The organism is Peijinzhouia sedimentorum (assembly GCF_049340005.1).
GTDB lineage: Bacteria > Bacteroidota > Bacteroidia > Cytophagales > Cyclobacteriaceae > CAXBDP01.
The window spans coordinates 528,138-541,514 of record NZ_JBMPIY010000001.1; the positions used below are offsets into that span (position 1 = coordinate 528,138).

Below are 13,377 nucleotides of genomic sequence, written 5' to 3' on the forward strand. Positions count from 1 at the left end.
AAGGTATTGATAGTAATAATCAATAGCCTAAAATACATTATTTATTTTCACATTTATTTTACACCCTACTAATCAATTACATCTAATATTATAGATTTGAAGGAAAAGTAATCTAATATTACACTACTTATTCTGAATGAACATAAGCAGATTACCTCCCTTAATGTTCTTTAGAGCATAATTCATATCTGGCAATTATTCGACTAAAAAACCAATTACCATACCCTATCTAAAATATTTCTTTTCTATTTGAAAAACTCTACAAAGAAATTTTCTTACATTCATGAACTATTTCAAAATTATTGCTGTATTTGAAAACATCTACAAACTTAATGAGAATAAAACTCGGCAATATTGCTCAACTTCAATTTGGCTTTTATGGCAAACCTTCAGAAAATGGAGATGCTGTCTATTTGCAAGCTAAACATTTTGATGATTCTGGAAATCAGAAAGTTAAGATAGATACTTTTATAAAACTTGATGAAAAGAATAAAAATCACCTATTAGAAGATGGCGATATACTTTTAGTAGGAAAAGGAATGAGGAATTTTGCTTGGATGTATCAATCTAAATATGGAGCTGCAATAGCATCTTCTATTTTCTATGTGATCAAAGTTGATCGGTCGCAAGTTCTTCCTGAGTTTTTAACCACTATATTCAACATGCCAGAAACCCAATCGTTTTTTCAGACCTTAGGGGCTGGGAGCTCTATTCCATCTATTAGAAAGTCTGAACTAGAGGCGTTTATCATAACATTACCACCATTAGAACTGCAAGAAAAAGCAATTACTTTTAACCAACTTCACACTAGAGATATTGAATTATCTCAAAGCATAATAAATGAAAAACAAAAGCTATATCAATCTATAATTAAGAAATTAATAAATTTAAGCAATGAGTAACAAGTCAAGGCATGTAGTTCCCAACTCTGATGGAGGATGGGACTCTAAAAAATCAGGAGCAGAAAGGGCATCAAAACATTTTGACACAAAAAAAGAAGCAGAGAAATACAGTATAGAACTTTCCAAAAAACAAGGAACAGAACTCTATATCCATGGAAAAGATGGCAAAATCCAAAGAAAAGACTCACACGGAAACGATAATTTTCCACCAAAAGGCTGAAAAGAATGAGTAAAAAACCAATTTCACCCAACGAGATCAACAATATTGTATGGAAGGCCTGTGACACTTTTAGAGGTGTGATTGATCCCTCCCAATACAAGGACTATATCCTAACAATGCTTTTCATCAAATATGTATCAGATGTATGGAAGGATAAAAAAGACTTCTATGCCAAAAAATATGATAATGACTCAGTACGTATTGAAAGAGCATTAAGAAACGAACGTTTTCAAGTACCTGAAACTTGCACCTTTGATTACCTTTTCGAAAATCGAAATGCTGCCAATGTTGGTGAACTAATCAATACCGCATTGGAAAGCATGGAAGATGCCAACCGTAGCAAACTGGAGCGTGTATTCCGAAACATTGATTTTAACTCTGAGGCAAACCTAGGTCAAACCAAAGATCGAAATAGAAGACTTAAAAACCTGCTTGTTGATTTTTCAGCACTGGATTTACAGCCCTCCCACTTAGAAGACAATGACGTGATTGGTGATGCTTATGAGTATTTGATTGAAAAATTTGCCAGTGATGCAGGGAAGAAAGCAGGAGAATTTTACACGCCATCACAAGTATCAAAACTTCTAGCAAAGCTGCTAAATCCTCAACCCGGAGACCGAATCATAGATCCAACTTGTGGGTCAGGTTCATTATTAATCAAAATGGCCAAAGAAGTGGGAAGCAAGAACTTTTCATTGTACGGCCAAGAAATTAATGGCAGCACTTGGGCACTCGCTCGAATGAATATGTTCCTGCATGAAATAGATGATGCCACTATAGAATGGGGCGATACGCTGAACAATCCCAAATTGCTGGAGAATGATAGTCTACTTAAAGGAAACATTGTAGGAGCTAATCCTCCCTTTTCTTTAGATAAATGGGGAGCAGACAATGCTATTACAGATCAGTTTAGTCGCTTCTACAGAGGTGTCCCTCCCAAAAGTAAAGGAGATTATGCATTCGTTTCCCACATGATTGAATCCACTTATCACGATACTGGGCGGGTGGGTATTATTCTGCCACATGGGGTTCTTTTTAGAGGCAGTAGCGAAGGTAAAATTAGAAAGCAATTGATAGAGGAAAATCTATTGGAAGCAGTTATTGGCTTACCAGCTAACTTGTTTTATGGTACGGGTATTCCAGCTACAATTCTGATTTTCAATAAGGCCAAAGGTGACAATAATGACATTCTATTTATAGATGCCAGTGATGGATATGAATCTGGAACGAATCAAAACCGCTTGCGTGACAAGGATATTGAAAAGATCGTCAATACTTACCAAGCATTCCAAAAGGATACTCCATTAACTAGTGATGAAGGTCAAGTCTTAGAAGAAAAATACGCTTATCGTGCCACGCTGCATGAAGTGGAAGAAAATGAGTTTAACCTCAATATTCCTCGCTATGTGGACACTTTTGAAGAGGAAGAAGAAGTGGATATTTCTGCTACTCAGAAGAACATCACTAATTTGAAAAAAGAGCTAGCTGAGGTGGAAGTGCTTATGGATAATTACCTAAACGAATTGGGATTCTGATATGAGTAAACAAAAAAAATCAACTATCAATGTTCAGGGAACTGCAATTGGGATTCTTTCTCAGCGGGAGGAGGATTTCATTTCCTTGACCGACATGGTGAAAAACTTTGAAGGAGGAAGTACACTCATCGAAAACTGGTTGAAAAATAAAGACACCATACTTTTTCTTGGTGTTTGGGAGCAAATAAACAACCCAGATTTTAATTCCCTAGAATTCGAGGGAATTAAAAATGAAGCAGGCCGAAACAGCTTTTACCTTTCTGCTAAAAAGTGGATCGAAAAAACAGGAGCAATAGGTTTAATAGCCAGTGCAGGCAGATATGGAGGCACTTTTGCCCATAAAGACATCGCCTTTGAATTTGGGTCTTGGCTTAGCCCAGAATTTAAGCTTTATCTAATAAAAGAGTTTCAACGCCTCAAAGAAGATGAAAATCGCAGGCTGTCTTTAGAATGGAATCTTAACCGAACTCTTTCCAAACTCAATTACCGCATTCATACCGATGCAATAAAGGAGCATATTATTCCACCGCAACTTAGTAAGCAGCAGCAAAGCCTAGTTTATGCTACCGAAGCAGATGTTTTGAATATGGCGCTATTTGGTAAAACTGCCAAACAATGGCGGGAGGAAAACACTAATAAAGATGGCAATATCCGCGATAATGCCACGGTAGAGCAACTATTGGTATTAACAAATATCGAAAGTATAAATGCAGAATTTATTCGCATGGAACTACCCCAAGGAGACCGACTCAAAAGATTGAATGAAATAGCGCGGGAACAACTAAAATCGCTTGCCCTGAATCCCAATGCTAAGAGACTTGGTGATGGAAAAAATTAGAACATATAAGAATTTCATGGAATTGAAAAAAGAGCTAGCTGAGGTCGATAATCAAATGGAGAATTACTTAAAAGAAATGGGATTCTAATGAGCAAAGAAATTGAGATGCCGACTGACTGGATAATGTCCGATTTTGGTTCGATCACCACATATATAAAAGGCTATCCATTTAAGTCTGATGATTATACTGATTCAGGAACTAGAATTATAAGAGTTTCAGACACAACCTTTGATTCCATTAAAAATGATAACCCTATATTTATTGAAAATGACATTGAACATTCTAAGTGGAAGTTGAAAAGAAATGATTTAGTTTTTACTACTGTAGGGTCAAGGCCTCCAATGTATGATTCTATGGTAGGCAAGGTTATAAGAATTTCGAAAGAATTTGAGGGCTGTCTACTTAATCAAAACGCAGTTATTGTAAGAGCATCAAACGAAAAAGTTCATCCAGATTTTCTTTATAACAATTTCAAAATAAAAAGATATTTAAACTACATCGAGGGAATTGTCAGAGGAAATGCAAACCAGGTTAGTATTACGTTGAAAGAGCTTTTTAACTTTAAAATTCCACTTCCACCCCACAATGAACAACAAAAAATAGCCGAAATCCTTAGCACTTGGGATTTAGCAATATCAACCACACAAAACCTTATTAATGAACTCAAACTCCGCAATAAAGGACTTGCTCAGCAATTGCTAACGGGGAAGAAACGGTTAAAGGGATTTGAGGGGGAGTGGAAAACGAGCCCTTTGAGTTATTTGATAGTATATTCTCCAAGACCAGTTGATAAACCAACTAAAAACTACCTTGCTTTAGGTGTTAGAAGTCACGGTAAAGGAATTTTTCATAAACCAGATTTTGATCCTGATACTATAGCAATGGAAACATTATATGAAGTAAAAGAGAATGATTTGGTTGTCAACATAACTTTTGCATGGGAACATGCAGTTGCCATTGCAAGCAAAGGAGATGAAGGTGGTTTAGTTTCACACAGATTTCCAACGTATACTTTCAAACCAGATAAAGCATCACCAGACTTTTTCAAGTTCTTTATACTTCAACCTTACTTCAAATATTTATTGGATTTGATTTCTCCAGGTGGTGCAGGTAGAAACCGAGTATTGAGTAAAAAAGAGTTTATCAAACTTGAAATCAAATTCCCTATTCTGGAAGAACAAATTGCTATTGCTTCAGTGCTATTAGAATCAGACAAAGAGCTAAAATTATATCAACAACAATTAGAAACCTTGAAAGAGCAAAAGAAAGGCTTAATGCAGAAGCTGCTGACGGGGGAGGTTAGAGTTAAACTTTGAAATAATAAGGTATGAAAGATTTAAAAAATCATTTAAAAATACTCTCCGCATTGTCGGTTGCTGCATCAGATACTAGGAGAGATACCTTTATCTCCGTAGTTATCAGAACTCTTAACGAAATCACTTCCAGTGAACGTAAGGAGTTACCAGCATACATTAATGAGCAATTCGGTTTTGAGCCATATCAACCTGAGTTGGATGAAGTAGTCAATTTGCTTCTAAAGGAAAGACGGATCGTAGAAAAGAAAAACTTACTTTCCTTATCAGCAGAAGAGAAGGAAACAATCGATGCCCTAGATGTAGAGGCAAAAGACAAAGAGAAAAGTCGATATCAGAATTTCAAGAACTTTATCAAAGATGATCTTGATAATGATATAAAAGGGGATAAAGTGAAATTGCTTTGGGAGACCTTTTTAGAGTATCTATACAACTCTTTTTACGAATACGGAGAAGAAGCCATTAAAACATTACATCCTCATTTGAAAAATGGAAACGGGAACAGCTACTACGAAACCGTTCTTACAAGTACAATAAAGAAAATAGATGATCCCGAGGTTAAAATTCTTTTTAAACAGGTAATTGAAAGATTCCCAGATTTTGCCTCAACAGAAGACCTCAATTTCCTTAACGACTTAGCTCAGAAGACCCTTTCATTTTCTTCTCTTGGTTTTCACGCCAATATAGCCCAAGATACTATTAACCACAAAATTGTTGACTGGACTCTTTACCTCGATACAAACGTCTTATACTCTCTCTTAGACCTGCACTCCCACCCTGAAAACTATGCTTGCAAAGCACTTGTCCAGTTGGTAAGAGAAAATAAAGAGCACATTAAGGTCAAATTACGCTATTCAGATATTACCTATAAAGAGCTAGGGAAAAAGAAGGCTGATTTTGACCTATTAGATGATAAGCTAACCGATAGCTCAATCAGAGCAATGTTGAAAAGTGAAAACCTTGATGGTTTTTCAAGAAAATTCTACGAAAGCCTTTTGGAAAACCGTGAAGGCACGATTCACCCTTCTGAGGCCATTGGCTTATCCCAAACAACGCTAAAACATAAAACAATTGAAATAGCACGAAATGCAAAAAGAATTGAACATCTAGGTGAGGACTATATCAATGCAAAAGTTCAAGAATTTTATGAATTCATAAATAGTAAAAATGAAACGAGAAAAGAATTCTACGGCTCAAAAAATATTCCCTTTCATCCAATTGAAAAAAGTGAGAAGCAGTCCCTACACGATATAACCCTTCGCGAATTACTATTGGAAAGTCGACACAAAGAAATGAAAGACGAAGAGGTCTCATTAAATTCTATCAAATACTTTGGCGTGACTTTAGATGACCTTTTAATACAGTTTGATAAGTCTAGATTAAAAGATGTCAATGACGTTAACAGCTTTCCGGTATTTTTCAAGCCTTCATTTCTCCTTAACAAGTTGGTAAGGGTTTTACCAATCCAAACCACGGACTACAAGAAAGCTTTCATTAAGGCAGTTACTTCAAAAGGATTTCATAAGGATTCTTCAAAATCAAGAGATGTATTGAAAATTGTTAATTATCTTAAATCACAGGGTATTGACGATGAAAAAGTAGTTTATAATATAATTTCCCAAGACATTTTTCTTGAAAAGTATCATAGAGAGTCTCAGAATGAAGATTTTGACCAAGGAGAATTTATTGAATCGGAGCTCAACCGTGAATTCAAACTCTTTCAAGAGCAACTGGAAAATACCCGAAATGAACTGGAATCGACATCAAAAACTGCTAATGAGAGAGCAGAGGAAAACCAAAAATTAGAAGTTAGAAAATCAATTTTAGAATCTGATGTCCAGCAATATGAAAAGGCACTCAAGAAAGTAAATAAGCGGGTAGAGAGTTTGGAAAAGTCAGTGGGTGCATCTAGCGGCCAAAGCAGAATTAATTTTGAGGAAGGCGAGGCAAAAGCAAAAGCGGAAAAGGAAAAAGAGCATGTAGAAATTTTAAAAAAGAAACTTCGAAATGAAATCGAAGATCAAATTGAAAAAGAAAAAATAGCTAATGTAAGTATATGGCAAAATAAAACTTGGTTACATTTATTTTGGGTAATTCCATGCATTTTAATTGCATTATTCTTTGTACTTCCATTAGATCAAAACCCGATTACAGATCAGGAAAATCGCTATAAATTGGCAGGAGTAATTATGGTTCCTGTTATTTGGGTTTTTCTTTATCTAGTTCAAAATAGGTTTTGGAATGAAAATAATATTAAAGCAAGAAGGGACAACCACAAAACTTCTGAGAGCCTCAAAAATAAACTTAGAGAATTAGAATAAATGGGAAACCACCTTAAAACAGAGAATTTCCAATCCCTCATCCAATCAGGTGAAGGCTACAATGCGGAGTTTAAAGTCCAGGTGCCTAAAAAGTTAAAGGAGCTAAGTGAAGAGATCTGTGCATTTGCGAATGCAGCTGGCGGTGTTTTATTGATTGGTGTGAGTGATGATAATGTAATTCATGGAACAGAAATAGATAATGCTAAGCGTTCGGCCATTCAAAACTCTTTAAAGGAAATAAATCCATATATCCCTACTAGTCTATATTCGATAGAAATTGAAGGTAAAACCATTTGGGTGATTGAAGTAAATAGTGGCCCACAGAAACCCTATGTTCTGTCTGGAGCCATATATGTGCGTCAGGGTACAAATACCCAAAAACTTACCACTGTTGAGGAAATGCGATACTTTTTTCAACAATCCGACCGCATTTATTTTGATGAAGCACCTTGCCCTGGCTTTGTCCTCCAAAATGATATAGATCACAAATGGTTCGAAGAGTTCAGGCTACAAAGCGGATTGTCTAAAACAATCACTCAAGATCAAATCATACAAAACTTGAGACTGGTTTTGACAGATGGGAATTTTAAAAATGGAGGCGTTTTGTTTTTTGGTGCTGCTCCAGAGCAGTTTATTGAAACTGCTGTATTGCGTTGCATTGCTTTTGAGGAAGAGAACAAAACGCAAATTGTTGATGACAAGATCTTTGGTGGGCCGTTGATAAATCAATATAAACTGGCCATGCAATGGCTTAAAGGTAAGCTCAACGTTCGCTATGAAATAGAAGGTAGTGGTCCCAGAAAGGAAGTTTGGGAAATACCTGAAACTGCTTTAAAAGAAGCTATCATTAACGCTTTATGCCACCGTGATTATTACGATAAGGGAGCTAAAATCACTATTGAGTTATTTAAAGATCGCGTAGAAATCACCAACCCGGGTGGATTGACAAGCGCTATCCCTCCCGCTGATTTTGGAACCAAGAGTCACAGTCGAAACCCATTAGTCTTTGGGTTATTTGTTCGTATTCGTATGGTCGAGCAAGTGGGTTCGGGAATCGGTAGAATTAAAGATCAGATGATGAAGGCAAAACTACCAATACCTGAGTTTAGGACGGAAGGCTTGTTCACAGTAGTTCTCCGCAGGACTGTGGAAGAAACTGTGGAAGAAACTGTGGAAGAAACTGTGGTGATCATCTTAAAGGCCATGCGTGATAACCCTAAGATCACCGCTAAAGAACTGGAAACTTTAACTGGACTGACAAGACGCGGTATTGAGTACCATATCGATAAACTCAAAAAAGAAAAACGCATCAAACGAGTAGGTTCTACCAAAAGTGGAAGTTGGGAACTCATAACTCATAATTCATAATTCAAAATGGCAATACCATCATTCAAAGAAGACCATATATCACAGCTTCCTGCACTGAAGCTTCTTATGAATATGGGCTGGAAATACCTCACTCCAGAGCAAGCTTTGGAAGCTCGCGGCGGTAGAACATCCAATGTGTTGCTAGAAAATATATTGAAGGGTCAAATCAAGCTCATCAATACTATTGAATACAAAGGAAAAGAGTTTCCTTTTTCTGAGGCTAATGTAAACAATGCAATTCTTGCTATTCGTGACCTGCCTGTACAAGACGGGTTTATAGCTGCCAATAAAGCTTTTTATGAACTCCTTACTTTAGGCAGAAGCTTTGAGCAATCAGTTTTAGGTGATAAAAAGAGCTTCTCATTCCATTACATAGATTGGAAGCATCCTGAAAATAATTGCTACCATGTTTCAGAAGAGTTCAGCGTTCTTAGAAGTGCTAGCAATGACCATTATCGACCTGATATTGTCTTGTTCATAAATGGTATTCCGGTAGTAGTTATTGAGTGTAAAAGTCCGAAGATCAAAGAACCTATTGCAAAGGCAATTGAACAACATTTAAGAAATCAGCAGGAAAACGGAATACGTTCCTTATATCAATATTCCCAATTGGTGATGGGATTGGCAACACATGAGGCCAAATATGCTACAACCGCTACACAGAAAGAATTTTGGAGCTTCTGGAAAGAATTATTCAAAACCAAAGCAGAGGAAACCGCATGGCTTGACAATCTTCGAGCTTTAAAAAATCAGCCACTAGAGACAAACGAGAGTTCCACTCTTTTCCAAGATCGTTATAAGAATGTCTGGAATTACTTTCAGAACCTCGAAAAGGAAGAGCAATCACTCACAGAGCAAGACAAGCTACTATTCAGCTTATGCAGGCCTAAGCGACTTTTAGACATATTCTTCAACTTCACCTTGTATGATGATGGAATCAAAAAGGTGACAAGATATCAGCAATACTTTGCTGTACACAATACCTTGAATAAAGTTGTAAAAACAGACAGTGAGGGATTAAGAAAAGGTGGTGTGATTTGGCATACACAAGGAAGTGGAAAATCCCTAACTATGGTTATGCTTGCTCAACTAATTGCTACACATCCTGAAATCAAGAACCCAAAGATTATATTAGTCACCGACCGTATTGATTTGGATGATCAGATCACAGAAACTTTCAGAAAGTGTCAAATACCCATTGAAAATGCTCAAACAGGAAGGCACTTGGTAGAACTTCTAGAAGGAATAGGCGATAAGGTAATTACCACATTGATCCATAAGTTTGAAGCTGCTGTCAACCAAGCAAAAGAAGGCTTCAACTCTCCTGACATCTTTGTTTTAGTAGATGAAGGCCACAGAAGTCAATACGGTACTTTCAATATTAAAATGCAAAAGGTATTTCCACAAGGGTGCTTTATCGCCTTTACTGGAACACCATTGATGAAGAAAGAAAAAAGCACAGCAAATCGCTTTGGTGGCTTAATTGATGTGTATTCTATTACAGACGCAGTCGAAGATGGTGCCGTAGTTCCTCTTTTATATGAAGGTAGACACAACTTGATTGAGGTTAATGAAAAGCCTTTGGATAATTACTTTGAAAAGGTTTCTGAGCCACTTACATCTTATGGAAAAGCAGCACTGAAACGAAAATTTAGTACAACTAGTCAGCTTAATAAGGCTGAAGAAATAATTTATGCTAGAGCTTGGGACATTTCCTATCATTATGAACAAAATGTTCAGGGAATTCTATTTGGCGGATTGAAAGCAAAAGGGCAATTAGTCGCTCCTAACAAGACTTCTGCAATTAGGTATCGTGAGTTTATTAAGGAGATTTCTAAGGTAAGTTGCGAAGTACTTATTTCTGCTCCTGATATAAGAGAAAATTATGAAGATGCTTTCGAAGAAAGTGAGGACTTAGTTTTGAAGTTCTGGAAGGCTATGATGGATAAGTATGGTACAGCTGAAAATTATGAGAAATTATTAATTAGTTCATTTAAAAAGCAAGATCATCCGGAAATTATCATTGTAGTTGACAAGCTTCTTACTGGCTTTGATGCACCAAACAATTATGTTCTTTATTTGACCCGTCCACTAAAAGAGCATACTTTATTACAAGCAATTGCAAGAGTAAATAGATTGGCTCCCGGCAAAGAACATGGGTTGATAATTGACTATTACGGTAACCTACAGAATCTTGATAATGCATTAGAAACCTATTCAGGTGCAAATAATTATGATTCTATGGATTTGGAAGGCACATTAACCAACATAAATGAGGAAATTAAAAGGTTACCTCAAGCTCAATCCGAGGTTTGGGATATTTTTAAAGGAATCAAAAATAAATATGATGAGCCTGCTTACGAAGAACTATTACAAGATGAGGCAATCCGTCATCTTTTTTATGAAAAAGTTTCAGCGTTTGCGCGCTTACTCAAATTAGCCTTGTCAAGTTTTGAGTTCATTAGCAAAACCCCAGAGAAGCAAATCAATAAATATAAGCAAGATGCCAAATTCTTTTTGGGTCTGAGGATATCTGTAAAAAGACGATATTTTGATGACTTAGAGTATAAAGAGTATGAACCTCAAGTTCAGAAACTAATTGATAAACATATTACCACTGAAGGTGATGTTCTTCGCATAACAGATTTAGTAAATATTTTTGACAAAGAGCAAAGAGATAAAGAAGTCGAAAAATTAAATAGTAAAGCAGCAAAAGCGGATCATATTGCTAGCAGGACAATTAAGGCCATCAATGTGAAAATGGACGAAGATCCTATTTACTATAAAAAACTATCTAGCCTAATTAGAGATACTATTGATGATTATCACCAACATCGAATATCAGAGGTTGAATATTTGAATAAAGCAAAAGACTTCGAAGACCAATTCCACAACGGCAGACAAGAAAATGTACCGGAAAATTTGGCAGGAAACGATACAGGAATTGCGATTTATAACCTTACAAACGAAATATTCAAAGGACAACTCAAAAGAACAGAGGATGGAGAAAATATTGCAGCTATTATTGCTGAGGGCATTGACAGCTTAATTAAGTCAATTGTCTTTGAAAATGGTAAACCAATAATTGATTGGAGCAATAAATCAGACATTGATGGAAGAATCAAAATTGAGATTGATGACTATTTGTATGATCTAAAGGAACAGTACGGTCTTGTTTTACCATTTGATTCGATAGATGAATTGGTTGAAGCAGTACTTAAAGTAGCCAAGTTAAAATATGTCTGAAATTTTTACCATAGAAACTCTGAAATTTGGCTCCAAGGTGATCAATTATGAACTGTCTTTTCAAGATCGTAAAACCCTTGGCATTAGGGTCTACCCTAATTGTAAAGTGAGGGTAATTGCTCCTTTTGATACTACAGAAGAAAAACTTGAAGCCAAATTAAGAGAGAAAGCACCATGGATAATTAAGCAACAAATTGAGTTCCTTTCCTATCATCCTTTGACTCCACCTCGAAAATATATCAATGGAGAAACACATTTGTATTTAGGAAGACAATACAAACTCAGAGTCGAGAAAGCAACGAATAATAGTGTGAAACTATATCGCGGAAGATTAATAATCATGAGAAAGGAAAATTCATCTGCTAAAAATCTATTATCTGACTGGTATAAGGAAAAAGCATCTGTTTACTTCGAGGAATCATTAAAAAATATACTGCCACGTTTTGCTCGATATAATATCAATCAACCTGAGCTTCAGGTAAGAAACATGGCAACCCGTTGGGGAAGCTGTACGCCTAATGGTAAAGTGATTTTAAATCCCGAGTTGATCAAAGCACCAAAGGGAAGTATTGAATACGTAATAATACATGAGCTGTGTCATTTAATCCATCATAATCATACACGTGCATTCTACGACCTTCAAGAAACTATAATGCCTGAATGGAAGAAATGGAAAGAGAGACTGGAAAACACATTAAACTAGTAGGTTCAACCATAAATATGATAAAGCCAATTAAAGTTATAAGTGATTTTCCTTTTGCCACCTCACAAAACAGAACTCAACTGGACTATCCTTACAAAGGAAAATTATAATGAAAAGCCCAATTTCAGGAAAGGAAATGAAATTATCTTACGAATGGAGAGAGATTCCATTTCGCAAGGAGTCATTAAATATTCCATATCAGTTCTACCTCTGTGAGGAATCTGGTGAAAAATTTACCTCTACGGCATTGGATGAATTGAACATGCAAATGATTTACATTCAATATGGCCATTTAAATCAATCCTAAATTTATCGAATCATGACCGACCGCTGCCCCAAATGCAAATCCGTGCATATTTACACCAAAAGGAATATTGAAGTGCCTTGGGATTCAAGCAGCAACGCTTTTAATGATGGGTTCGATAGACCGATGGCTCGTGCAGATGATCCTGCCAAAATGTTAATGGAGTGCTTAGATTGTGATTTCAGCTGTTTACTTTCTGATTTTCCGGAAGTAAGTGCCAACATAGCAAAGTATAAAAAGGCAGATGAAGAGCTAAGGGATAAGGTTTACATAGAATCTAAAGTTAAAATATTATATGAAGCTGGCAAATTTGAGGAAGCTGAAAAAATTTACCTGAGCAAATATAAGTTTACTGATAAGAAGACAAATATCGACGAAGTTTACCGAGCTATTATTAAATCAAAAAACCAATCCTATTTTCTTATTATCACAATTTCGGTTTTAGTATTAGCATTGCTGATTTGGTTGCTATCTCCCTATTTTTGGGGAGTAGTAATTCTGGTATTTTTGATGTCCTTATTTTTTACATTAAGAAGCCTAACGCAACATTTTTTTTAACTAGCTGCATTTTTTTTCAACAATTATTTTAATCAGTTTTTGTGTTGTTGAGAAGTATCTGCTAAACG

Annotated in this window: 11 protein-coding genes; all 11 read left to right on the forward strand. The window is 36.0% G+C overall.

Annotated elements, in window-relative coordinates; genetic code table 11:
• Positions 1–332: 332 nt before the first annotated feature.
• The 11 genes from ACOXY8_RS02360 to ACOXY8_RS02410 all read left to right on the forward strand — a co-directional run bounded on the left by ACOXY8_RS02360 (position 333) and on the right by ACOXY8_RS02410 (position 13,309).
• Entirely contained in the window at positions 333–902 is a 570-nt protein-coding gene (locus ACOXY8_RS02360; protein ID WP_458329952.1) for a restriction endonuclease subunit S, read from the forward strand.
• Positions 895–1,122 carry a DUF2188 domain-containing protein gene (locus ACOXY8_RS02365; RefSeq protein WP_458329953.1) on the forward strand — a complete coding sequence of 76 codons (228 nt, stop codon included), beginning with the start codon at positions 895–897 and terminating at the stop codon, positions 1,120–1,122. Before ACOXY8_RS02360 ends, ACOXY8_RS02365 begins: the two co-directional genes overlap by 8 nt.
• A 5-nt stretch (positions 1,123–1,127) precedes the next feature.
• Positions 1,128–2,657, forward strand: a complete 1,530-nt coding sequence (locus ACOXY8_RS02370) for a type I restriction-modification system subunit M (RefSeq protein WP_458329954.1) — start codon at positions 1,128–1,130, stop codon at positions 2,655–2,657.
• A gap of 1 nt (position 2,658) precedes the next feature.
• The gene (locus ACOXY8_RS02375; RefSeq protein ID WP_458329955.1) at positions 2,659–3,495 is read left to right on the forward strand and encodes a KilA-N domain-containing protein; all 837 of its coding nucleotides are present in this window, start codon (positions 2,659–2,661) and stop codon (positions 3,493–3,495) included.
• Positions 3,496–3,582: 87 nt separating this feature from the next.
• Positions 3,583–4,812, forward strand: a complete 1,230-nt coding sequence (locus tag ACOXY8_RS02380) for a restriction endonuclease subunit S (protein ID WP_458329956.1) — start codon at positions 3,583–3,585, stop codon at positions 4,810–4,812.
• A gap of 11 nt (positions 4,813–4,823) precedes the next feature.
• A complete protein-coding gene (locus ACOXY8_RS02385) occupies positions 4,824–7,130 on the forward strand; it encodes a hypothetical protein (RefSeq protein ID WP_458329957.1) in 2,307 nt (768 codons plus the stop codon).
• The gene (locus ACOXY8_RS02390) at positions 7,131–8,498 is read left to right on the forward strand and encodes an RNA-binding domain-containing protein (protein WP_458329958.1); all 1,368 of its coding nucleotides are present in this window, start codon (positions 7,131–7,133) and stop codon (positions 8,496–8,498) included.
• Positions 8,499–8,504: 6 nt separating this feature from the next.
• The gene (locus ACOXY8_RS02395; protein WP_458329959.1) at positions 8,505–11,744 is read left to right on the forward strand and encodes a type I restriction endonuclease subunit R; all 3,240 of its coding nucleotides are present in this window, start codon (positions 8,505–8,507) and stop codon (positions 11,742–11,744) included.
• Positions 11,737–12,447 (forward strand): M48 family metallopeptidase, encoded by a 711-nt coding sequence (locus ACOXY8_RS02400; protein WP_458329960.1) that lies wholly within the window; start codon positions 11,737–11,739, stop codon positions 12,445–12,447. Before ACOXY8_RS02395 ends, ACOXY8_RS02400 begins: the two co-directional genes overlap by 8 nt.
• Positions 12,448–12,556: 109 nt before the next feature.
• Positions 12,557–12,754: a hypothetical protein gene (locus ACOXY8_RS02405; protein WP_458329961.1), complete on the forward strand. Its 198-nt coding sequence runs from the start codon at positions 12,557–12,559 to the stop codon at positions 12,752–12,754.
• A gap of 12 nt (positions 12,755–12,766) precedes the next feature.
• On the forward strand, positions 12,767–13,309 hold the full coding sequence (locus ACOXY8_RS02410; protein WP_458329962.1) for a hypothetical protein: 543 nt from the start codon (positions 12,767–12,769) through the stop codon (positions 13,307–13,309).
• Positions 13,310–13,377 lie beyond the last annotated feature (68 nt).